At 69.9% G+C, this 20486-nt stretch carries 17 protein-coding genes; 6 read left to right on the top strand and 11 right to left on the bottom strand.

Annotated elements, in window-relative coordinates; translation table 11 throughout:
* Window positions 1-173: 173 nt before the first annotated feature.
* Window positions 174-1220: a BMP family protein gene (locus FB157_RS14925; protein ID WP_145879781.1), complete on the bottom strand. Its 1047-nt coding sequence runs from the start codon at window positions 1218-1220 to the stop codon at window positions 174-176.
* A 337-nt stretch (window positions 1221-1557) separates the two neighbouring features.
* On the opposite strand from FB157_RS14925, the gene FB157_RS14920 reads away from it, so the two are divergent.
* Window positions 1558-1896, top strand: coding sequence for a hypothetical protein (locus FB157_RS14920; RefSeq protein WP_145879779.1), 339 nt, complete (start codon window positions 1558-1560; stop codon window positions 1894-1896).
* Window positions 1897-2051: 155 nt separating this feature from the next.
* Here the strand turns inward: FB157_RS14920 and FB157_RS14915 are convergent, their stop codons facing one another.
* Together FB157_RS14915 and FB157_RS14910 are read right to left on the bottom strand one after the other, a co-directional pair.
* On the bottom strand, window positions 2052-3128 hold the full coding sequence (locus FB157_RS14915; protein WP_261386318.1) for a BMP family protein: 1077 nt from the start codon (window positions 3126-3128) through the stop codon (window positions 2052-2054).
* 240 nt (window positions 3129-3368) lie between these two features.
* Window positions 3369-4610: an amidohydrolase gene (locus FB157_RS14910; protein ID WP_145879777.1), complete on the bottom strand. Its 1242-nt coding sequence runs from the start codon at window positions 4608-4610 to the stop codon at window positions 3369-3371.
* 226 nt (window positions 4611-4836) lie between these two features.
* On the opposite strand from FB157_RS14910, the gene FB157_RS14905 reads away from it, so the two are divergent.
* Entirely contained in the window at window positions 4837-5490 is a 654-nt protein-coding gene (locus FB157_RS14905) for a class I SAM-dependent methyltransferase (protein WP_145879775.1), read from the top strand.
* On the opposite strand, the gene FB157_RS14900 is transcribed toward FB157_RS14905, so the two are convergent.
* Together FB157_RS14900 and FB157_RS14895 are read right to left on the bottom strand one after the other, a co-directional pair.
* Entirely contained in the window at window positions 5487-7226 is a 1740-nt protein-coding gene (locus FB157_RS14900) for a serine/threonine-protein kinase (RefSeq protein WP_261386317.1), read from the bottom strand. The genes FB157_RS14905 and FB157_RS14900 overlap by 4 nt on opposite strands.
* A 465-nt stretch (window positions 7227-7691) precedes the next feature.
* Window positions 7692-8099, bottom strand: a complete 408-nt coding sequence (locus tag FB157_RS14895; RefSeq protein WP_145879771.1) for an ATP-binding protein — start codon at window positions 8097-8099, stop codon at window positions 7692-7694.
* Between the two features lie 198 nt (window positions 8100-8297).
* Between FB157_RS14895 and FB157_RS14890 the strand changes: the two genes are divergently transcribed.
* Window positions 8298-9134, top strand: coding sequence for a helix-turn-helix transcriptional regulator (locus FB157_RS14890; RefSeq protein ID WP_145879769.1), 837 nt, complete (start codon window positions 8298-8300; stop codon window positions 9132-9134).
* Window positions 9131-9322 carry a DUF397 domain-containing protein gene (locus tag FB157_RS14885; RefSeq protein WP_261386316.1) on the top strand — a complete coding sequence of 64 codons (192 nt, stop codon included), beginning with the start codon at window positions 9131-9133 and terminating at the stop codon, window positions 9320-9322. The genes FB157_RS14890 and FB157_RS14885 overlap by 4 nt, the downstream gene beginning before the upstream one ends.
* Here FB157_RS14885 and FB157_RS14880 read toward each other — a convergent pair.
* Genes FB157_RS14880 through FB157_RS14865 form a run of 4 tightly spaced genes read right to left on the bottom strand, consistent with a single transcriptional unit; the run spans window position 9319 to window position 14092 of the window.
* Window positions 9319-10467, bottom strand: a complete 1149-nt coding sequence (locus FB157_RS14880) for a hypothetical protein (RefSeq protein ID WP_145879767.1) — start codon at window positions 10465-10467, stop codon at window positions 9319-9321. The genes FB157_RS14885 and FB157_RS14880 overlap by 4 nt on opposite strands.
* 47 nt (window positions 10468-10514) lie before the next feature.
* Window positions 10515-11453, bottom strand: coding sequence for an N-acetylneuraminate synthase family protein (locus FB157_RS14875; protein ID WP_145879765.1), 939 nt, complete (start codon window positions 11451-11453; stop codon window positions 10515-10517).
* A gap of 12 nt (window positions 11454-11465) precedes the next feature.
* Window positions 11466-12749, bottom strand: coding sequence for an N-acylneuraminate cytidylyltransferase (locus FB157_RS14870; protein WP_145879763.1), 1284 nt, complete (start codon window positions 12747-12749; stop codon window positions 11466-11468).
* Window positions 12750-12781: 32 nt separating this feature from the next.
* Window positions 12782-14092, bottom strand: coding sequence for a DUF6716 putative glycosyltransferase (locus FB157_RS14865; protein WP_145879762.1), 1311 nt, complete (start codon window positions 14090-14092; stop codon window positions 12782-12784).
* A gap of 198 nt (window positions 14093-14290) precedes the next feature.
* Between FB157_RS14865 and FB157_RS14860 the strand changes: the two genes are divergently transcribed.
* Both FB157_RS14860 and FB157_RS14855 read left to right on the top strand, forming a co-directional pair.
* A complete protein-coding gene (locus FB157_RS14860; RefSeq protein ID WP_145879760.1) occupies window positions 14291-15268 on the top strand; it encodes a glycosyltransferase family 2 protein in 978 nt (325 codons plus the stop codon).
* Entirely contained in the window at window positions 15265-16599 is a 1335-nt protein-coding gene (locus FB157_RS14855) for an alpha-2,8-polysialyltransferase family protein (RefSeq protein ID WP_145879758.1), read from the top strand. Before FB157_RS14860 ends, FB157_RS14855 begins: the two co-directional genes overlap by 4 nt.
* A 62-nt stretch (window positions 16600-16661) precedes the next feature.
* On the opposite strand, the gene FB157_RS14850 is transcribed toward FB157_RS14855, so the two are convergent.
* A complete protein-coding gene (locus FB157_RS14850; RefSeq protein ID WP_145879756.1) occupies window positions 16662-18974 on the bottom strand; it encodes a glycosyltransferase in 2313 nt (770 codons plus the stop codon).
* A complete protein-coding gene (locus FB157_RS14845; RefSeq protein WP_145879755.1) occupies window positions 18971-20434 on the bottom strand; it encodes a glycosyltransferase family 29 protein in 1464 nt (487 codons plus the stop codon). The genes FB157_RS14850 and FB157_RS14845 overlap by 4 nt, the downstream gene beginning before the upstream one ends.
* Window positions 20435-20486 lie beyond the last annotated feature (52 nt).

Here is a 20486-nt window from a genome sequence, read left to right as displayed (position 1 = left end):
GCCCGGATCTGACCGACCTTGATCGAGAACTTCTCCTCGAGCAAAAATCCGATCCGTTCCGAGCATTCTGCCGCGCGAACGGGGTGCGGGCAGGTCATCCTCTCCGCACCCCGTTCCGTGGCCGTAACGCTGCCATTACAGCGTTCTGTTGGCCAAGGCCTCTGACTGGATCGTCAGGAGGTCTTCACCGTGATGGTGCCGTTCTTGATGCCTTCCTCGGCCTTCTTGATCGCGGCCTGCATGGCGGCGTTCTTCTTGAAGGTCGGGTTGGAGTCGGCCAGGCCGACACCACCGTTGTCCAGCGAGCCGCGGATGTCACCCGACAGCGGCTTCTTGTCCTTGATGACGGACTTGGCAAGGTCGTAGACCGCGCCCTCGACGTTCTTCAGGGCCGAGGTCAGGATGTAGTCCTTGTACTTGGCGAGCGCAGCCTGCTTGTACTGGTCGGAGTCGACGCCGATGGCCCAGACCTTGTGCTCGGCGGCGGACTTGATCACGCCCTGGCCGGAGAGGCCGGCGGCGGCGAAGAGGACGTCGGCACCCGCGTCGATCTGGCCGTTGGCAGCGTTCTCGCCCTTGTCCGGGCTGGCGAAGCCACCCTCCTGGGCGGTCTGCGTCAGGTACTGCGACTCGACCTTGATCTTCGGGTTGACGGACTTGGCGCCCTGCTCGTAGCCCGCCTCGAACTTGTGGATCAGCGGGACGTCCACGCCACCGATGAAGCCGATGTGGTTCTTCTTGGTCGCCTTGGCGGCCGCGACACCGGCGAGGTAGGAGGACTGCTCCTCGTGGAAGACCATGTCGGCGACGTTCTTCGCCTGGGTCTTGTTGTCGTCGATGATGCCGAAGGTGACCTTCGGGAACTTCTGCGCGGCCTCCTGCACGGCACCCGCGTAGGCGAAGCCGACACCGATGACCGGGTTGTAGCCCGCCTTCGCCAGGGTCTCCAGACGCTGCACCTTGTCCGCGTCCGACTCGTTGTCCGTCGGCTCGACGTCCCGGCCGCCGATGCCGAAGTCCTTCTGGGCCTTCTGGAAGCCCGCGTAGGCGGCGTCGTTGAAGGACTGGTCACCCTTGCCACCGACGTCGTACGCCAGGCCGATGCCCTTGGACTTGCCCTCGGTGGAGGAGGAGGTGGACGAGCTGCCACAGGCAGAGACGGTGACGGCCAGCGCTGCGGTCGCAACGCCTGCAATCGTGATACGAGACACCCGGCGCATGGAACTTGACTCCTTTGTGCAAGCGCCCAAACCAGGCGCTGGTTCCGCCGCAGCGTAACGCGCGTAGACAAAGGAGAGAACCCCAACTTGCCAGAGCGTTATACGACCGTTTTGAACCTCGGTGGTCACGTCACCGCAACAGCCGGGCCACGTGGACAAACAGCCCCGACCCCACTCGGCTTGACGTGCACTTAACAGATTAACTGTTCTCCAAGATCACTCCTGGGGAGGATCTCCCCGCTGGTCGGCACCGGAAGAATCCGTGACCGCAATGCACATCTCCGCAGGCCCTGACCAGCCTGCGGCACCTCATTGATCTACGGGGAACAACATGAAAATGACCAGGATCGCCGCTGCAGCAGCCAGCGTCGGCGTCGCCGTGTCGGCCACCGTCATCGGTGTCGCCACACCCGCACTGGCCTCGGCCGACTGCACCACCTGGATCTCCAAGGACGGGTCGACCGGCTACGCCAAGTGCCACGGGGGCGGCACCCGCTTCGACACCCACCGGGTGAAGGTCGTCTGCGTCGGCCCCAGCGGCCACACGTTCAACGTCAACGGCAACTGGGCCAACACCCGCGACGCCGAGACCTCGAAGGCCGTCTGCACCACCAACCCGAAGGCCTCGGGTGTCGGCGTGTACAAGATCAGCGTCGAGACGGACCCGTTCGACTAGACCGCGCCCTGCGTGGTCAGGCGATGGAGCCGCTCATAGCAGCACAGCGCCGCCGCGAGACCGCCCCGGCGCACTCACTGCCGGCCGAAGCATGAAGAGGGAGCCCCGTACCGAACGGCCGGGGCTCCCTCTTCATGCCTGCGACATGTGCCGACTTACTTCGTATTGACGGTGATCTTGCCGTCGACGATGTCCTGCTTCGCCTTGGCGACCGCAGCAACGACGTCCTTCATGGCCTGGTACTTCGGGTTGGAGTCGGCGAAGCCCACCCCGCCGGACTTCAGGTCACCGCGCACGTCGCCGCTCAACGGCTTGCCGTCGTGGACCGACTTGGCAAGGTCGTACACCGCACCACCGACGTTCTTCAGGGCCGAGCCGAGGATGTAGTCCTTGTACTTGGCGAGCGCAGCCTGCTTGTACTGGTCGGAGTCGACGCCGATGGCCCAGACCTTGTGCTCGGCGGCGGACTTGATCACGCCCTGGCCGGAGAGGCCGGCGGCGGCGAAGAGGACGTCGGCACCCGCGTCGATCTGGCCGTTGGCAGCGTTCTCGCCCTTGTCCGGGCTGGCGAAGCCACCCTCCTGGGCGGTCTGCGTCAGGTACTGCGACTCGACCTTGATCTTCGGGTTGACGGACTTGGCGCCCTGCTCGTAGCCCGCCTCGAACTTGTGGATCAGCGGGACGTCCACGCCACCGATGAAGCCGATGTGGTTCTTCTTGGTCGCCTTGGCGGCCGCGACACCGGCGAGGTAGGAGGACTGCTCCTCGTGGAAGACCATGTCGGCGACGTTCTTCGCCTGGGTCTTGTTGTCGTCGATGATGCCGAAGGTGACCTTCGGGAACTTCTGCGCGGCCTCCTGCACGGCACCCGCGTAGGCGAAGCCGACACCGATGACCGGGTTGTAGCCCGCCTTCGCCAGGGTCTCCAGACGCTGCACCTTGTCCGCGTCCGACTCGTTGTCCGTCGGCTCGACGTCCCGGCCGCCGATGCCGAAGTCCTTCTGGGCCTTCTGGAAGCCCGCGTAGGCGGCGTCGTTGAAGGACTGGTCACCCTTGCCACCGACGTCGTACGCCAGGCCGATGCCCTTGCCCGTGTACTTGCCGTCCTTCGATGACGTGCCGGTGGAATCAGTGCTGGACTTTCCGCAGCCGGCGGCCGCGAGGGCGACGACCGCGACGGCCACCGCTGCCTGGGAGAACCTCGTTCTCCGGGAGATGTTCCGAGAGACCATACGCACAGCAAGCACCCTTCATCCCCACGGCGCCGTCACGGGCCGCTTTCCCCAATGTGCCGCCAGTGGTGGCGATTCGGCGCACAGTAACGCGCGTAGAAGGGGAGGGGAACGGGGTTTCGCCGGGCCGTTATCGATTCGTGCCGCGTCCGGGTTACAGCCGTGCGCCGCCGGTTACACCGGCATGACACAAGGGGACGAAGAGGCACCGAACGGGTGCCCCTCCCCCCTCCGGGCGGCCTACTGGTCGTCGAGCAGCACGGCGGCCGTGAACAGCTCCACGCCGACCGTGATGGCGCGCTCGTCGGCGTCGAAGTCACCCTGGTGCAGGTCACGGGACGTGCGGTCGCCGGGGGTGCGGACGCCGAGCCGGGCCAGGGCGCCGGGCACGTGCTCCAGGTACCAGGAGAAGTCCTCCCCGCCGAGGCTCTGCTGGGTGCTCTCGACGGACTCCAGACCGCGCCGGGCGACCATGGATCTGCGCAGCAGTTCGGTGGACTCCCGGTCGTTGACGACCGGTGGCACGCCCCGCACGTAGGTGATCTCCGACTTGGCGCGGTGCAGGGTGGCGACCTCGTCGATGGCCGCGTGCACGATGTCGGGCGCCTCGCGCCAGGCCTCCAGGTCCAGGCAGCGGACGGTGCCGGACAGCTCGGCGTGCTGCGGGATGACGTTCGGGGCGTGGCCCGACTCGATCCGGCCCCAGGTCAGGGCGAGGCCGCTGCGGGTGTCGACGCGCCGGGCGATCAGCGCGGGCACGTCGACGGCGACGCGGGCGGCGGCGGTGACCAGGTCGGTGGTCAGATGCGGACGGGCGGTGTGGCCGCCGGGCCCGTCCAGGGCGATCTCCAGCCGGTCGCAGGCGCTGGTGATGGGCCCGTGCCGCAGCCCGACCCGGCCGACGTCGACCTTGGGGTCGCAGTGCACGGCGAGGATCCGGCCGACCCCGTCGAGCGCCCCGTCCCCGATGGCACCGAGGGCGCCGCCGGGCATGACCTCCTCGGCGGGCTGGAAGAGCAGCCGGACCGGGCGGGTCAGCAGCCCCTTGGCGTGCAGGTCGGCGAGGACGAGCCCGGCGCCGAGCACGACGGAGGTGTGCACGTCGTGGCCGCAGGCGTGGGCCCGGTCGGGCACCGTGGACCGGTACGGGCAGTCGGCCTTGGTGTCCGGGATGGGCAGGGCGTCGATGTCGGCCCGCAGGGCGATCAGCGGGATGGCGGGCCGCTCTCCCGCAGCGAGCTGATGTCCCTCTGGGAGCCCGATGTCACAGATGAGCCCGGTTCCGGTGGCGAGCACGCGGGGGCGCAGCCCGGCCCGCTCCAGCCGCTCCTTGATCGCGGCGGTCGTACGGAACTCCTGGTTGCCCAGCTCCGGGTGCATGTGCAAGTCGCGCCGGAAGGCCACGAGTTCGGCATGCAGCGACTCGCTGAGCGCACCGGGGAGAACATCCCCGGGGAGACTGGTCTCGGACTCTAGGGACATCAATTGGTTCACCCTCTGAAGGGTAGGACGCCCGACCGGTCAACTGAGCCTCGATCAACAAAACTTCAGCCCGTTAGGTGAAGAAAATCTGACCGGCGGAGCATGGCGGCGGACTCTGGTGGGTAAAACCTCTGTTTTCCTCCTTCCACGGATACCACGCCCACCCATACTCCCGCTCTACAAGTCCACGGACCGGACCAAGCCCGGGCCAGTAGGCTCCGCGGTCGTGAGCGACTCGACCGCCGATTTCCTGCAGACCACCCGCTCCTCCTACGACGCGATCGCCAAGGACTACGCGTCCCGCTTCCCGGACGGCCTGTTCCACCCTCTGGACCGGCAGCTGGTCAGCGCCTTCGCCGAGCTGGTCACGGCGAACGGCCCGGCCCCCGTGGCCGACCTCGGCAGCGGCCCCGGCCACGTCACCGCCCGCCTGCACGCGATGGACGTCCCGGCCTTCGGGGTGGACGTCTCCCCGGCGTTGGTGGCCCTGGCCCGCGAGGCGCACCCCCAACTGCGCTTCCACGTGGGCTCGATGACGTCCCTGGACCTCCCCGACGCCACCCTGGGCGGCATCCTCGCCCTCTACTCCACCATCCACGTCCCCGACGATCACCTCCCGGCCGCCTTCGCCGAGTTCCACCGCACCCTGGTCCCCGGCGGGCCGGTCCTGCTCGGCTTCCAGTCCGGCCCGGAATCCGGCCACCTCCATCTGGCGGAACGCTTCGGCCATCAGATCGACCTGGACTACTACTGGCGCACCCCGGAGCAGGTCATGGCGCTGCTCACGGAGGCGGGCCTGGAGCCGGTGGCCACGGTGGTCCGGGAGCCGGACGAGGAGGAGACCCGCCCGAGGGCGTTCCTGCTGGCCCGAAAGCCCTAGCCGTCCGTCGCCGGCACCGCGTCGCGCCAGATCGTGACGTCCAGGGTGACGTAGCGGCTGGCGCTGGTGTTGGGCGACTGGTCCTCGAAGGTCACGAGGGCGATGACGCCGTCCGGTGTGGTCACGCAGAGCTGCCTGCCCTTGGACAGACGGCTCACGGTGATCCCGTCCCCTTGGCGGATGTACCGCGTCTCGTGCCTGCAAGCGCCCAGCGAGCCCTTGGCGCCTTGGTCGAGCAGGGCGAGTTCGTTGCCTACGGTGCCGATCGAGCAGGTGGTGCCGCTGCCGCACTCCAGGTCGAGGTCGTGGTAACCACCGTCGTGGCGCGGCACCAGCGGTCTGTCCGCGAACTCCAGGGCGTAGCCGTCGGCCAGGTTGATGTTCTTGTAGACAGTGGGTTCGGGCGCACTGCCCGAGGCCGCGCCGGACGGCGAGCCCGTCTTCTTCCCCCCGCTCTTCGCACCGCCCGTGGCCTGCGCCCTGGAGGCGCCGGCCTTCTTCCCGCCGCCACTGTTGCTGGAAGTGGAACCGCTGTCGAGGTTGCCGAAGTAGCCGACGGCTGCGGCTACGAGCACGAGGGCTCCCGCGACACAGCCGAGGATGACCCCGGCCTTCGGCCGCCGCGCGGGTTGGCTCACCGGCTGAGGATGTTGAAGGGGCTGAACGGGGTGGGCGGCCTGCGTGGGCGCGTAGTGGGGGTGCGAGGGGACCGCCGACTGCTGCTGATGGGCCATGGGCGGCTGCGGGGGCATCGGAGCCGACGGGGACACGGCCGTCGGCTGATACTGCGGCGCGGCCGCGGGCACCGGGGGCTGCTGGGGCGGCACAGGCGCGGGCAGAGGCGCCTCGTAACGGCCGCCAATGACGGTGCTCACCGCGCCCGGCAGCCAGTCCTCAGGCCGACGCAGCTGCGTGGTGCCGGAAGCGGCGTTGCAGAGGGCGAGGACCTCTGCGAGCGAGGGGCGGGCGTCGGGGTCCTTGGCGAGGCACCGGCGTACGAGTTCGGTCAACTCGGCGGGCAGTCCGGTGAGGTCCGCCTCCTCGTGCACGATCCGGTAGAGCACGGCATGGGAGGGCCCGTCCCCGTGGGCGGACCTGCCCAGGGCGGCGAAGGCGGCGACCTGGCCGAGGGCGAACACGTCGGACTGCGGACCCACGGCCCGCCCCGCCGCCTGTTCCGGCGACATGAAGGCGGGCGTACCGACCGTGACCCCGCTACTGGTCAGCGCGGTGGTGTCGGCGGCGCGGGCGATGCCGAAATCGATCACGCGTGGGCCGTCGGCGGCCAGCAGCACGTTGGACGGCTTCAGGTCGCGGTGCACGATGCCGGCGCCGTGCACCACCTGAAGAGCCTCGGCCACGCCGGCGGCGAGCAGCAGGACCGTGGCGACGGGCAGCGGCCCGTGCTCGGCAACCGCCGCGGCGAGCGTGGGCCCGGAGACGTAGGCAGTGGCCAGCCAGGGCTGCGGACCCTCGGTGTCACTGTCGATCACCGGCGCCGTGTACAGCCCCTGCACCCGCTCGGCCGCCCGCACCTCCTGCGCGAACCGCCGCCGGAACTCCGGATCCTCCGCGAACTCCGGCCGGATCACCTTGATCGCGACCGGACGCCCGCCCGGCGTGTGGGAGAGGTACACCTTGCCCATGCCACCGGCCCCGAGCCGCGCGGCCAACCGGTACCCAGCGATCTGCTGCGGATCATCCTCGGCCAGCGCCTGAAAGGCTCCCCGGGGCATGCCTGCGCCGTCCATCGATCCCCCGTGTCACTCAACTCGTCTGCGGCGCATGGATCTTAACGCGGTGGCTGATCCTGGGATCCCGTCAGCCTCTTCCGTCACACGAGGGCGATGATTGGTGGATCTGCGCCACCCTCCCCCCGAGCCACCGGCCTGACCTGCGAGTCTTGCCCGCCCCGCCCCGCCCAAATCCACCACCCGCAGGCCGCCAATCCCACCCGGCGTGCCGCCACAGCGCTGCCGCGCCCCTCGGCCAACGGCACGAACGCAGCCGACCCCAGGGGCCAACAGAGCCAAGCCGCCCAGTTTCCCCGGGCCGCCCGCTCGCTTCTTCCCCCGTGCTGGAGCGAGCCGTGTCAAGGGTCGGCCGCAGGCCGATCGCCGAAGGCGACGCGGGAGCGCCCTTTACTCGGCTCGCGGAAGCACGACACTGGCCAAAGCGGGCGGCCCACTTCAGCCCCACCATCACGCAGCCCCCAGCTCACACCACACGAACTTCCCCCGGTTCCCAAACCGGGCCGACGGCTGCCAACCCCAGTAGTCCGCGCACGCCCTGACCAGCGCCAGGCCCCGCCCCTCCTCCACCAGCTCCGCGACCTGCTCCAGCGACCGCGGAGGCTCCGGCGGCCCCGGGTCCGTGTCCCACGCCCCGATCCACACCACCCCCGCCCCGGTTCGGCGCACCCTCAACGCCGCGGGCCCCTTCGTGTGCCGTACGGCGTTGGAGACCAGCTCCGTCGCCAGGAGTTCCGCCGTGTCCACGACCCCGACCAGACCGTGCATCGTCAGGATCAGACGCAGGGTCCGGCGGCAGACAGTCACCGCTCTGAGGTCGTTCGGGATGTACAGCGTGTAGTCCCAGGATTCAGGCATGCGTCAACTCCACTTCTGAGGAGGGATTTCGCGCACGGTGGCATTGCCGCACCCGTCATGGCAGGACGAAGCGGTGCACTTCCGCAGCGTGTGCGTCGCGTCACCGACGGTAGATCTAAATCTAGGGACGCAGCAAGCTGGTCGCGTAATCTGACGCCGAACGAGTCGCGCCCACAGGCGTGTTAGGAGGACCAGTCGATGGTGAAGAGGCGCGAACCAACGGCACGCCAGATGCGACTGGCAACCGAACTACGCAGACTCCGTGAGGCTGCGGGTCTCAACTCCCGTCAGGCAGCCGCGCTGCTCGGCGTGGGCCCCGCCCAGATCACCCACATCGAGTCCGCACTGGCGGGAGTGAGCGAGCAGCGGCTGCGTCGCCTTGCCTCGCACTACGCCTGCGCGGACGAGGAGTTCATCGACGCACTGGTGGCAATGGCCACCGATCGGACACGCGGCTGGTGGGAGGAGTACCGGGGCCTGCTGCCCACGTCGTTCCTGGACCTGTCCGAACTGGAGCACCACGCCCGGTTCCTACGCCATGTAGCAATCTTGTACGTGCCGGGCCTGCTGCAGACGGAGGACTACTCGCGTGCCGTCTTCTCGTCCAGGCTGCCGGAACTGACCAGTGAAGAACTTGAGTTGCGCATCCAACACCGAAAAGCGCGCCAGGAGTTCACCATCCCGTACGAAGCGGTGATTCATGAGTCGGCGCTTAGGATCAGGGTGAGCGACCGTGCCACCTCAAGGGCCCAACTCGCCCGACTCGTCGAGCTCTCCGAAGCGGACCACATCACCGTGCGCGTCATCCCCTTCGACCTGGACGGCTTCGCCAGTGCCTCAAGCACGATGACGTACGTGGGCGGCCCCCTGTCCAAGCTGGACACCGTGGTCCGCGACGCGCTGCACGGCTCAGCCTTCATTGATTCCGAGGCTCAGCTCAACACCTATCGAACGAGCTTCCGTAAGGTGGAGGTTGCGTCACTCGAACCCGAACAGTCGCGTGAATTCATCCACAGGCTGGCGAAGGAGCTATGAGGAACCCCATGGACAACTGGCGGAAGTCGTCCTACTCGGGCCCGGGCGACGGCAACGAATGCGTAGAGATCGCGAACTCCCCCACCCACGTCGCCGTCCGCGACACGAAGGCCCCGACCCGAGCCACCCTGACCTTCCCAGCCGACACCTTCACCCCCTTCATCGAGGCGCTGAAGGCACCGCGCTAGGCCAACCCCACAGCCGCCAGCCGATGCACATCCTTCGCCGTCCCCGTAACCCCCGACAGGAACCCCTGCGCCCGAGGTGAGGCGTTCTCCGTCAGCCAGCTCGGGTCGATGTCGCAGACGGCCACACGGACGCCCGTACCCGCCAGCGCCAACGGAAGGGTGTGCACGACCGTCGACGGAAAGCTGAGGATCGTACGGCCGATCGGACCTCGGCGGGCGATCAGCTCCAACGGCAGATCCGGGCGGACTATCTCCAGCCCAGTCTCGGTGGCCAGGCGGTGCAGCTTGTCGGTGTGCTCGCGGCGGTGCGCGAAGTAGCGGGTGGCGCCGTGGGTCCTGGCGAGGGACTGCACGGCCTCCAGGTAGCGGTCGCCGTCCACCACGCCGGTCTCCACCAGGGAGGTGCCGACCATGTCGGCGCCCTTGGTGATGCGCGGCGGCCCGAAGCGGGCGCGGGTCCAGGCGAAGTCGTTGGCGGTGACCGTGACGCCCTCGGGGGTCTCGGTCACGGGCATGGAGGAGAAGACCTCGACGCGGCGGCGGTCGCTCGGTGTGAGGCGGCGGCGGGCCGAGGAGGAGACGGGGGCGAAGAGCAGGTCCCTGGCTCCGGGGCGGCCGCCCTTGCGGTGCCAGCGGACCAGGCGCTCGCCGCGGGCGAGCTGGGCGACGAACTCCATCGTCGCCGTGCCGTCGTCGACCACGACCAGGTCGTCGGCCCGGGTGATCGTCAGCAGCAGTTGTACGTAGCGGGAGAACGGGTCTCCCATGACGATGCGGTCGGCCCGGCGGAGGGGACCCGCCAGGCCGCCGATCGTGTGGAAGGGCGCGGTCGTACCGCCCCGTGCCTCCTCCCAGCGCACCCGGTACCCCTCGTCCCGGGCCAGGTCCGCCATGCGGCGGAGCTGGCCCCGGGTCATGGGGTCGGTCGGGGACAGGACGACGACCGTGAGCTCCGAGCCGGTGGGTGCCTGGGCACCGTCCGGCGACCGCCGTGCCTGTGCGGGCACGGACAGCCGGATCGGCTCGGGCGCACCGCGCAGGCCGTGGAGGTGAGCCCACTCCAGTACGTTCAGCAGCTGCACCGGGCTCTCCACGAAGGCGAGCGTGTGGGCAGGGTGGCCGGCCTGACCGGCGCGGGGGCTCATCGTCGTACGACCGTCCCGTCGTAGGGCAGTTAAGGCGATCAGGGCGCTCAGACCGCGACCGGCTCGCCCGCCGCAGCCGCGATCTCCGCCTCGGCGACGACGCCGGCGACGCGGCGCAGCTTCTTCATCGGGCCCATCTCGGAGTCGTAGACCTTCTTGACGCCGTCACCGAGGGAGGCCTCGATGGTGCGGATGTCACGGACGAGGCGCGTGAGGCCCTGCGGCTCGACGGAGGCGGCCTGGTCCGAGCCCCACATGGCGCGGTCGAGGGTGATGTGACGCTCGATGAACGTGGCGCCGAGGGCGACGGCGGCCAGCGTGGTCTGCAGGCCCGTCTCGTGGCCGGAGTAGCCGATCGGGACGTTCGGGTACTCCTCCTGCAGGGTGTTGATGACCCGCAGGTTGAGCTCCTCGGCCTTCGCCGGGTACGTCGAGGTGGCGTGGCAGAGCAGGATGTTGTCGCTGCCCAGGACCTCGACCGCGTGGCGGATCTGCTTCGGGGTCGACATGCCGGAGGACAGGATGACCGTGCGGCCCGTGGCGCGCAGGGCGCGGAGCAGCTCGTCGTCCGTCAGGGAGGCGGAGGCCACCTTGTGGGCGGGGACGTCGAACTTCTCCAGGAAGGCGACGGCCTCGGTGTCCCACGGGGAGGCGAACCAGTCGATCCCCTTCTCCTTGCAGTACTCGTCGATCTGGCGGTACTCGTCCTCGCCGAACTCCACGCGGTGGCGGTAGTCGATGTAGGTCATCCGGCCCCAAGGGGTGTCGCGCTCGATGTCCCACTGGTCGCGCGGGGTGCAGATCTCCGGCGTGCGCTTCTGGAACTTCACGGCGTCACAGCCGGCCTCGGCGGCCACGTCGATCAGCTTGAACGCGTTCTCCAGCTCACCGTTGTGGTTGATGCCGATCTCGCCGCAGATGTAGACGGGGCGGCCCGGGCCGGCCTCACGCGTACCGAAGGTGCGGATACGGGAGTTGGTGCTCATCAGGAGATGTCCTTACTTGGGGAGGGAATCGAGAGAGGGGCCGAGGATCCAGCTGGCGATCTCTCGGATCGCGCCGTCACCGCCGGGGACGGTGGTGACCGCGCGTGCGGCGCCGCGTACGACGTCGTGGGCGCTCGCGACCGCCACGGGCCAGCCGACGAGGGCGAAGCACGGGAGGTCGTTGACGTCGTTGCCGACGTAGAGCACGCGCTCCGGCGCGATGCCCTGCTCCTCGCACCACTGCTTGAGGGCGAGGTCCTTGCGGTCGATGCCGTGCAGCACCGGGAGCTTGAGCTTCCGGGCGCGGGCGGCGACCACCGGGTTCTGTTCCGTGGACAGGATCAGCATCTTCAGACCGCTGTTGCGCAGCGCGGCGATGCCGAGCCCGTCTCCGCGGTGCACGGAGACGAACTCCCGTCCGTCGGAGTCGATCAGCACCCGGTCGTCGGTCTGGGTGCCGTCGAAGTCGAGGACTACGGCGTCGATGTCGTCGTAGGTGGGGAGCGAACCGGGGCGGTCCGCGTCGAAGAGGGGGGCCAGCGCGCGGGCGCGGGCCAGGTCGTGCGGGTCGTCGATCTCCAGCACCCGGGCCGGGTCGGTGCGGACCAGCTCGGTGTGGCCGAAGAAGCGGTGGCGGTGCTCGCGGAAGCCGGCCGCGTCCATCGCGTAGGCGGCGCCGGTCTCCAGCAGGTCCTGGGGGCGGTCCTGGCGGCGCGGGCGGAAGGACTTGTCGTGGTTGACGCCGTAACCGCCGCCCACGGAGGCCGGGTCGGCGTCCTCCCCCGCCGAGCCGGTGGCGACCGGAACCGGTACCGGGGCGTCCGCCTCGTCCCGCCAGATGAAGCCGTGGAAGGGCGCCACGGTCACGGCCGTGTCGGCGCCGTTCTCGACGATCGCGCCGGCCACCCCGTCGATGTCCTCGCGGATGATGAACGGGCTGGTGCACTGCACGAGCAGGACGACGTCGACGGCCGCGCCGTGCAGGGTCTCATGGGCGTCCATGGCGTGCAGGACGGCGGCCTCGGAGGTGGCGGTGTCGCCGGCGATGGCGGCGGGGCGCAGCACGACCTCGGCGCCGGCCTGGCGGGCGGCGGCCGCGATGGCCTGGTCGTCGGTGGAGACGACCACGTCGGTCACCAGCCGGGCGGCGCGGCACTCGCGCACCGCGCGGGCCACCAGCGGGACACCGCCGACGGAGGCGAGGTTCTTGGCGGGGACGCCCTTGGAGCCGCCGCGCGCCGGGATCACCGCGAGCACGCGGCGCACCGCGGGTGCGTCGGGGTTGGCGTCGGTCATCTGCTCCACTCCTTGCCGTGGGATCCGGTCGCTCACAGCTCTCCCATTCGTCGGATCACGGGGGCCACGCGCTGCACGCCGTGGCGGTAGGCACCGCGCGCGGCCCGGCGCACGATCTGGCGGACGGGGCCCGGCTCCTTGTCTGCGGCGGGCGCGCCGGGCAGCGGTGCGCCGTCGGGGCCGAGGTGATGGCGGGCGAGGATGCCGGGCAGGTAGCCCGGCGCTGTCTCGGGTGTGTAGTAGGGGGCGAGGGGCGGCAGCCCCCCGGGCCGCTCCAGCAGCTTCGCGATGCGGTCGCGGGCCGCGTCGAAGGCGGTGGCGTAGGAGCCGTCTGCCGCGACGCCCTGCCGGGCCACCCACTCCTCGTTCGGCGCCGGGCGGTGTCCGGCGTCGAGCTGGTCCCAGGAGGCGAGGCACCCGGAGCCGGTGAAGTGGTGGTTGCCGAGCACCTCACGCACACCGAGGTCGGTCAGGACGACCGTCGGGATGCGGCGGTGCAGGGCTTCGAGGGCGGCCGTGGAGCTGACCGTGACCAGCAGGTCGGTGCGGTCGAGCACCTCGCCCATGTGGCCGTACACCAGGCGGAAGTTGGCGGGCAGGTCCTTGCCCTGGACCAGCTTCTGGTACGGCAGTTCCTCGATGTGGGTGGTGTGTTCACCCGGCTTGGAGCGCAGCTTGAGCAGCACCTCCCGCTCGGGGTGCTTCCGGGCGTGCTCGATCAGCCGGTTCAGCAGGTACGTACGGTCCTTGCGGCTGTCCGGGACGGAGGGCTGGGCCGCGAACACGACGGTGTAGGGCTCGTGTTCACCGGTGTACGGCTCCCCGCCGAGGAACGGCAGCGCGACCTCGGTCACCGCGGAGGCGTCGGCGCCCACTCCCTCGTACACAGCGCGGAAACGGTCCGCGTCGTGACGGGAGTTGGCGAGGACGAGGTCCGCGCCGTGCCGCAGCAGCAGGCCGTCGGCGAGCTTCTCGTAGACGACGCCGACATAGCCGGTGACGACGACGGGACGCTTCCCGGAGCCCCAGGCGCTGCGCAGCCCGTGCAGCATCGCCTGCACACCGCCGCCGACCAGGGCGAGGACGAGGACGTCGTAGGACTGCTCGCTCATCGCGCGCAGGAACTCGACGCCGGTCACCTCGCGGAGGGAGTCCGCACGGACGCCGACTTCCTCGAGCTGGCGGGCGGTGGGGGTGGCTCGTCCCCGCAGGAGGTAGCCGTCGAGCCGGATCTCGGCGCCGGTGGGGGTGACGCGCTGCGCGGTGAGCGCGCCCCATTTCCACCGGGTGTCGGAATCGGCTAGGACGGCGACCCGCAGGGACTTCGTTGCACTTGCTGGCACGCCGAAGACGCTAGGAAGGCATTCCGAGGTTCCGCCCAACCCGAATGCAACAAACGGTTAACAGCACATCGCCGAATGGCGAATCAGGCCATGATCGGGCCGGAATAAAGCCCGGTTCACAGCTTCGCCACGCGTCGTTCACCTGGTATCAAGGCGACGGTCAAGACGAATGACGGGCTTCGTCCTAACGTCCACCACGTGGTCAAGCTCTCCGTCATCGTGCCGTTCTACAACGTGCAGCAATACGCGCCCGACACCCTGAGGAGCCTCAGTGCGAACGCACGTGAGGACTTCGAATTCATTCTCGTCGACGACTGTTCCCGCGACGGGACACCAGACATTCTCGCGCGCGCGGAGCGCGAGCTGCCAGGCGCGGTCTTCGTCCGGCACGAGCAGAACGGAGGGCTGGCTACCGCCCGCAACACCGGCATCGACCGGGCGCGCGGCGAGTACCTGACCTTCCTGGACGGCGACGACTGGCTCGCCCCCGGCTACTACCCGAAGCTGGTCGACGCCATCGAGGAGCTGGGCTGCGACTTCCTGCGCACCGACCATGTGCAGTGCACGGCGCGGGCGCGCACCGTGCACCGGGTGCCGGTCGGCCGGCGGAACGTGGTGCTGGACCCGCGCGAGGCGATCCTGCCCGCGGACCGCTCCACCTCCGTCGACTACGCCTACGCCTGGGCGGGCGTCTACCACCGCCGGCTGGTGGACAAGGGGCTGCTGCACTTCACCGACGGACTGCGCACGGCCGAGGACCGGCCGTGGATCTGGAAGCTGCACCGGGAGGCGGAATCGTTCGCCGCGGTCAGCATGCTCGGTGTGTTCTACCGGCGCGGCGTGGCCTCGTCACTCACCCAGATCGGCGATGTCCGGCAGCTCGATTTCATTCGCGCGTTCGATCAGGTGATCGCGGAAACCGCCGCCGACCCGGACGCCGACGCGCTCCTGCCGAAGGCCGTGCGTACCTATTGCGCGATCATTTCCCATCACCTGGGATCCATCGAAAGGTTCGAGCCCGCGGTGGCGAAAAAACTGAAATCCATGAGCGCCGGGGCACTGCGGCGCATGCCGCAGGACGTGCTGGACGAGGCGCTGGACTCCATGGACCTGCAGCGCGCCACCAAGCTGCGCCGGCTGCGCCGCCGCCCCGCCTCGACGGGGGTCGCCGCGTGACCACCCAGATCTTCCAGGCGTCGACGCTGTACGGCACGGCGACGCTCGCCGCCGCCCTGGACTCGGGCTGCTTCGGCCCGGCCGGCCGGCGCATCCTGCTGGTCTGCAACAACGCCGCGACGCCCGAGACCACGCCCGGCCTGGACGAGATGCCCGGTTTCGAGCGGCTGCGCGAGCGCTTCGACGACGTGATCTCGTACAACGAGACGATCTTCCCCTTCCACCCCGGCGGGTGGGCGCCCCGGGTGGACGACATGCCGCTCTGGGAGCGGTATCTGCGCCACGAGTGGCAGCTGGGCGACGACGACGTGGAGCTGGCCGTCGAGTCGATCCAGGTCAACCCGTCGCTGGCGCTCGCCCAGATCTTCACCGGCGCCCCGGTCACCGTCTACGCCGACGGTCTGATGAGCTACGGCCCGACCCGCAACAAGATCGACCCGCTGGTCGGCACCCGCGTGGACCGGGTGCTCCACCTCGACCTGGTGCCGGGCCTGAAGCCGCTGCTGCTCACCGAGTTCGGCGTCCCCGGCGAGATCGTGCCGACCCAGGCCTTCACCAAGGTGCTGGCCGAACTCGCCCCGCTCGGCGACGACCTGCCGGCGATCGAGGAGCCCGCGCTGCTGCTCGGGCAGTACCTCTCCGCGCTGGACATCCTCACCGCCGAGCAGGAGGAGAACCTGCATGTGCGGATGCTGAAGGGCGCGGTCGCGCTCGGGCACACCAAGGTGGTGTTCAAGCCGCACCCCACCGCCCCGGCCCGCTTCACCCGCACCCTGGAGCAGGAGGCGGAGAAGCTCGAGGTGGAGCTGACCGTGCTGGACACGCCGGTCCTCGCCGAGGTGGTGTACCAGCGGATGCGTCCCGCGCTGGTCGTCGGCTGCTTCTCCACCGCGCTGCTCACCGCCTCCGCGCTGTACGGCCTGCCGGTCGCGCGGGTCGGCACCGATCTGCTGCTGGAGCGGCTGACGCCGTTCGAGAACAGCAACCGGGTGCCGGTCACCGTGGTCGACGCGCTGCTGCCGGAGCTGGGCGACCGTGCGGCGGTCACCGAGCAGCGCCCCGGCCTGGACGTGGCGGCGCTGGGCGCGCTGGTGCGTGCGGTGGGCTTCGCGATGCAGCCGAAGATCCTGCCGAGGCTGCGCGAGGAGACCGAGCGGTACCTCGCCCGGAACCTGAACCCGCACACCCTGCGCTACTTCAAGCGCAAGCGTCTGACCTCGCTGGCGCTGCCCGGTGGGGTGCCCGCCCAGCTGTCGTTCATCCCGCGCAACGCCACGGTCCGCCGGGTGGCGCGCAAGGCGCGCAATCTGCGCCGGGTCGTACGCCGCTGACCCCAGCCCCCTCTCGCCGACCGCCAAGGGCGGGCCTTTCACGGGCCCGCCCTTCCGGCTTCTCAGCGGCCCAGGATCGTACGGATCCGGGTCGCGTTCTCCTGCGTGACCTTCCACAGCAGCTCCTGCCGGTCGTGCACGTCGGCGACGGTCCGGCCGTGGTGGTCCAGGATGTCCAGCGCCCGCTCGGTGAGCTGTGCGCCCAGGTTCTTCTCGTGGACGGAGACACCCCACTCGGGGCGCTCGATGTCGCTGAGGAAGTACGCCATCTTCGGGTGCGAGATCAGGCTGATGATGGGCGTGCAGACCCCGAAGGGGATCATTCCGGCGTGCCCGCGCATGCCGATGACCAGGCGGGTCCTGGCGTACGTCGCGCGGATCTCGTCGTTGGAGAAGTCGTACATCGGGATCACCGGCAGCGAGATCCCGTGCTCGCGGCGCAGGTCGAAGGCGAGGCGCTCGTCGTCCAGCGAGTGGGCGACACACCGCACCTCGGTGTGGGCTCCGATCGCCCGGACCGCCTTCGCCATCTCGGCGAGGAAGTGCCCGTAGTCGTGGCCGAAGCGCAGGCCCGCACGGTCGTAGGCCGCGTTCAGCAGGACGGTGTCCTCGCGGTGCGGCGGGTCGCTCCAGCCGGCGACCAGCCGGCGCATGACCGTGGTCGGGCAGGGCTGGAAGACGACCTTGTCGTGCAGCTCGGGCGGGAGCAGCGAGCGGACCTTGGCGATGGAGCCGTGGTTGCGCAGACCGAAGAAGGAGGCCTTCTCCACCAGCAGGCGCAGGCTCTCGTTGAACCGCCGGGCCCGGTAGGACTGCCCGTCGAAGGCGTTGAAGCCGACCGCGAACACCATGACCGGCACGTCGACGGCGCGCAGGTGCTCGTCCGGGACGTTCCACTGCCAGGCGCTGTTGCCGTTGGGCATGGTGTCCGGGATGAACAGTCCGCCGCCGCCGATGACCAGGCCGCGCCGGGCGTTGACCCGCTCCAGGGCGGCCTTGTCGAACAGCCGGTGGGCGTGGACGGAGTGCCAGCGCCGGGAGGTGAAGTCGGGGCCGAAGGCGAGCCGGACCGTCTCGGGCAGCAGCTTGTCGCCCGCGTTGCCCTGCCGGTCCATGTAGAAGGCGACGTGCGCGAGCTGGTCCTCGGCGGCGCCCTGCTCCTGGGCCGGTACCGCGGCCGCGCGCTGCGCCCACAGCCGGCTGGAGCGGTGGGTGGGGTCGACGGTGAGGCCGGCGGTGGCGTACTTCAGGGACTCGGCGTTGTCGCCGTGCACCCAGGCCAGCTGGGCGAGGCGGGCATAGGCGGTGGCGGCCCGGTTGGGGGCGGCGGTGGCCAGCAGCAGCTGGGTCCTCGCCTCCTCGTGGCGGGAGACGCTCATCAGGGCGTGCCCGAGCACCTCGTGCGGCCAGGCCTCGTCCACCGGGATGCGGACGCTGCCGAGGAGGTCGACCGCGTCCTGGTACTCACCGGCGGCGATGTGGCCGGCCGCGACCTTTCGGGCGGCCTCCACGTCACCGGTGCGCCGCACGTGCGGGGTGCCGTAGTGCACGAGCAGGTCGTGGTGGAGGTTGCCCTTGGCCAGGTAGGCCGCGTGGAACTCGGCGTCGCCCATCTCGAACTCGCGCCAGCGGTCCTCGGCCAGCGCGTACCCGGCCTCGCCGCCCTGCCAGGGCTTGTGCCGGCCGGTGAAGTGCAGGATCGCGGTGTCGTCGGGGACCGGCAGGTCGCCCGAGAGCCGCCGCTTGACGAAGTTGTAGCGGGCGTCGAGGCGGACGAAGTCGCCGTCGAGGACCGCGTTGAGGATGCCCTGGTCGTGCTTGTCGAGCTCGTAGCTGCCACTGCGCCCGACCTGGTCGATCTTCGCGCAGAACGCGTCGGACAGGTACTCGCGCTGGATGACCAGCAGCCCGGAGTTGAGCTTGTGCTGCCCGTAGAAGAACTGCGGTACGGCGGCAAGACCCTCGCGCAGCTGGAGGAGTTCACCGAGGTCGCCGAGGACGACCATGTCGGTGTCCAGGGTGATGACGGTGTCGTAGTCGCGCAGCTTGAAGATGTCGAGGATGAAGTACGCCTTGCGGACCAGGTAGTTGTCCTGGTCGCCCTTGACGTAGGAGTCGTAGTGCCCGGCGTCGACGCGGCGCAGCACGATGCGCGGGTGCAGGGCGCGGATGCGGGCGACGGAGGAGGGCTTCAGGTCGTCGTGGAGGACGACGAAGTCCTCGCAGACGCCCGGGTTGGACAGGGCGAGGCTGCGCAGCAGGACGAGGAAGCCGGGCAGGTAGTTCTCGTCGACGAAGCTCGCGAAGGCGATGCGCCGCTTGCCGGTCAGAGCGTGCGCGGCGGTCTCCGGTGCTACCGGGGTGAAGGTGGTCATCGCAGGGATATCCTCATGTCGGTCACGCTCTGGGCCCGCTCCATGACCCATGCCTTCTCGCTGGTGTATTCGTGCACGGAGGTGATGGCGAGCTTCATCGCTTCCTGGACGCGGTAGGCGCCGCTCTCGTAGAAGTCGAACCCGATCAGGTCCAGGGTCGGGCTGACGTCCAGGAAGTCCAGCAGCCACAGCATGTTGAAGCCGGTGGTCGGGATGCCGGACCAGAGGTCGTTGCCGAGCCGGCCGATGGTGCGGACGGGCCAGCGCAGCGACTCGTCGCCGAGGTAGCGCTGGGCGCCGGGCACCAGACGGTTGCGCAGCGAGTGCTTCCAGTCGCCGGAGACCCCGCCGAAGACGAGCCGGGTGGTCACCGGCTGGTCCCAGTTGAAGCCGTGCTTGTGGATGGTGGCGTGGATGTCGGTACGGCTGCCGGTGTGCCTCGGGTCGATCCGGTACGAGTTGAAGCGGACGACCAGGTCGTAGCCGTCGATCTCGGCACCCATCGAACTCTCGCCCACACGGCCGGAGTTCGCGATCAGACAGATCGACTTGCCGGCGATCCGGTTGCGGAACTCGCCGAGGCTGATCCACTCCACCCCGCCGACGGTGGGGTCGGCGACCGGGCCGCGCATGCGGATGCGGCGCTGCTCGGCGTAGAGGGCGACGGCCTCGGTGAGGGCGGTGGGGTCACCGGTGACTCCGGTGCGCAGGTCCAGGTACTGGCTGAGCAGTTCCTGCCGGTCGGCGACCGGGGCGTCGTCGTTGGCAAGCGCGAGCAGGGCACCGACCAGCCGGGGCTCGGCCGCGTCCCAGTCGCCGAGGGCGTGCAGGGCCAGGCCCTCGGCCCACACGTCGGTGGCGGGGCCGCGGGCGAAGTCGGCGGCGCGCGGGCACTGGCGCTGCAGCAGGGCGAGCAGCTCGCGCTCGCGCTCGGCGGCCCGGCGCAGGCCCGTGATCCGGGCGGCCACGCCGAAGCCGTCCTCGTCGGTCAGCTCCAGGTAGCGCTCGTACGCCCCGACGGCCTCGCGTTCCTCACCGAGGGCCTCCAGGACCCGGGCGCGCAGCCGCCAGCCGGCCCGGGAGTTCTTGCGCTCGGCGAGGACGGTGTCGCCGATCTGCAGGGCGAGGTGCAGTTCGTCGCCGTAGCCGCACTCGAGGGCCTTGTTGCCGACGGCCAGCAGGGCGTCCAGCAGGTCGCCCGGGATGCTGCCGGCGGGCGCGGCGGTTCCCTTGACGGCACGCTTGAGCAGGGCGGCCGCGCCACCGGCCGGGGCGGCGGCGGGAGCGGACGTGCCGGTGGTGCTGAACACCACGAGCAACTTGCGCAGCTGCTCGGCCAGTTCCGTGCGGCGGCGGTCCAGACTGCCCACGAGTTTGCCGCTGTGGACGGCGCAGGCGCGCAGGCAGTCCTCCAGCTCCCCTCCACGCGCAGGTGCCCGCCGGTGCTGAACCCTCGTCATAGCTCTCCTGATTTTGCCAAGCAAATACGGTGTTTACGGCGGCATGCCGTGG

It is taken from the genome of Streptomyces sp. BK340, assembly GCF_007827595.1.
In the GTDB taxonomy this organism is placed as follows: Bacteria; Actinomycetota; Actinomycetes; order Streptomycetales; family Streptomycetaceae; genus Streptomyces.
Note: the sequence above shows the minus strand (reverse complement) of the source record. Positions and strands in the feature narration are given on the sequence as shown.

What these genes read in the sequence shown, in the direction of transcription:
- FB157_RS14925 (WP_145879781.1), bottom strand. Translation starts at nt 1,220, where the DNA reads ATGCGCCGGGTGTCTCGTATCACGATTGCAGGCGTTGCGACCGCAGCG.
- FB157_RS14920 (WP_145879779.1), top strand. Translation starts at nt 1,558, where the DNA reads ATGACCAGGATCGCCGCTGCAGCAGCCAGCGTCGGCGTCGCCGTGTCG.
- FB157_RS14915 (WP_261386318.1), bottom strand. Translation starts at nt 3,128, where the DNA reads ATGGTCTCTCGGAACATCTCCCGGAGAACGAGGTTCTCCCAGGCAGCG.
- FB157_RS14910 (WP_145879777.1), bottom strand. Translation starts at nt 4,610, where the DNA reads ATGTCCCTAGAGTCCGAGACCAGTCTCCCCGGGGATGTTCTCCCCGGT.
- FB157_RS14900 (WP_261386317.1), bottom strand. Translation starts at nt 7,226, where the DNA reads ATGCCCCGGGGAGCCTTTCAGGCGCTGGCCGAGGATGATCCGCAGCAG.
- FB157_RS14895 (WP_145879771.1), bottom strand. Translation starts at nt 8,099, where the DNA reads ATGCCTGAATCCTGGGACTACACGCTGTACATCCCGAACGACCTCAGA.
- FB157_RS14890 (WP_145879769.1), top strand. Translation starts at nt 8,298, where the DNA reads ATGGTGAAGAGGCGCGAACCAACGGCACGCCAGATGCGACTGGCAACC.
- FB157_RS14885 (WP_261386316.1), top strand. Translation starts at nt 9,131, where the DNA reads ATGAGGAACCCCATGGACAACTGGCGGAAGTCGTCCTACTCGGGCCCG.
- FB157_RS14880 (WP_145879767.1), bottom strand. Translation starts at nt 10,467, where the DNA reads ATGAGCCCCCGCGCCGGTCAGGCCGGCCACCCTGCCCACACGCTCGCC.
- FB157_RS14875 (WP_145879765.1), bottom strand. Translation starts at nt 11,453, where the DNA reads ATGAGCACCAACTCCCGTATCCGCACCTTCGGTACGCGTGAGGCCGGC.
- FB157_RS14870 (WP_145879763.1), bottom strand. Translation starts at nt 12,749, where the DNA reads ATGACCGACGCCAACCCCGACGCACCCGCGGTGCGCCGCGTGCTCGCG.
- FB157_RS14850 (WP_145879756.1), bottom strand. Translation starts at nt 18,974, where the DNA reads ATGACCACCTTCACCCCGGTAGCACCGGAGACCGCCGCGCACGCTCTG.
- FB157_RS14845 (WP_145879755.1), bottom strand. Translation starts at nt 20,434, where the DNA reads ATGACGAGGGTTCAGCACCGGCGGGCACCTGCGCGTGGAGGGGAGCTG.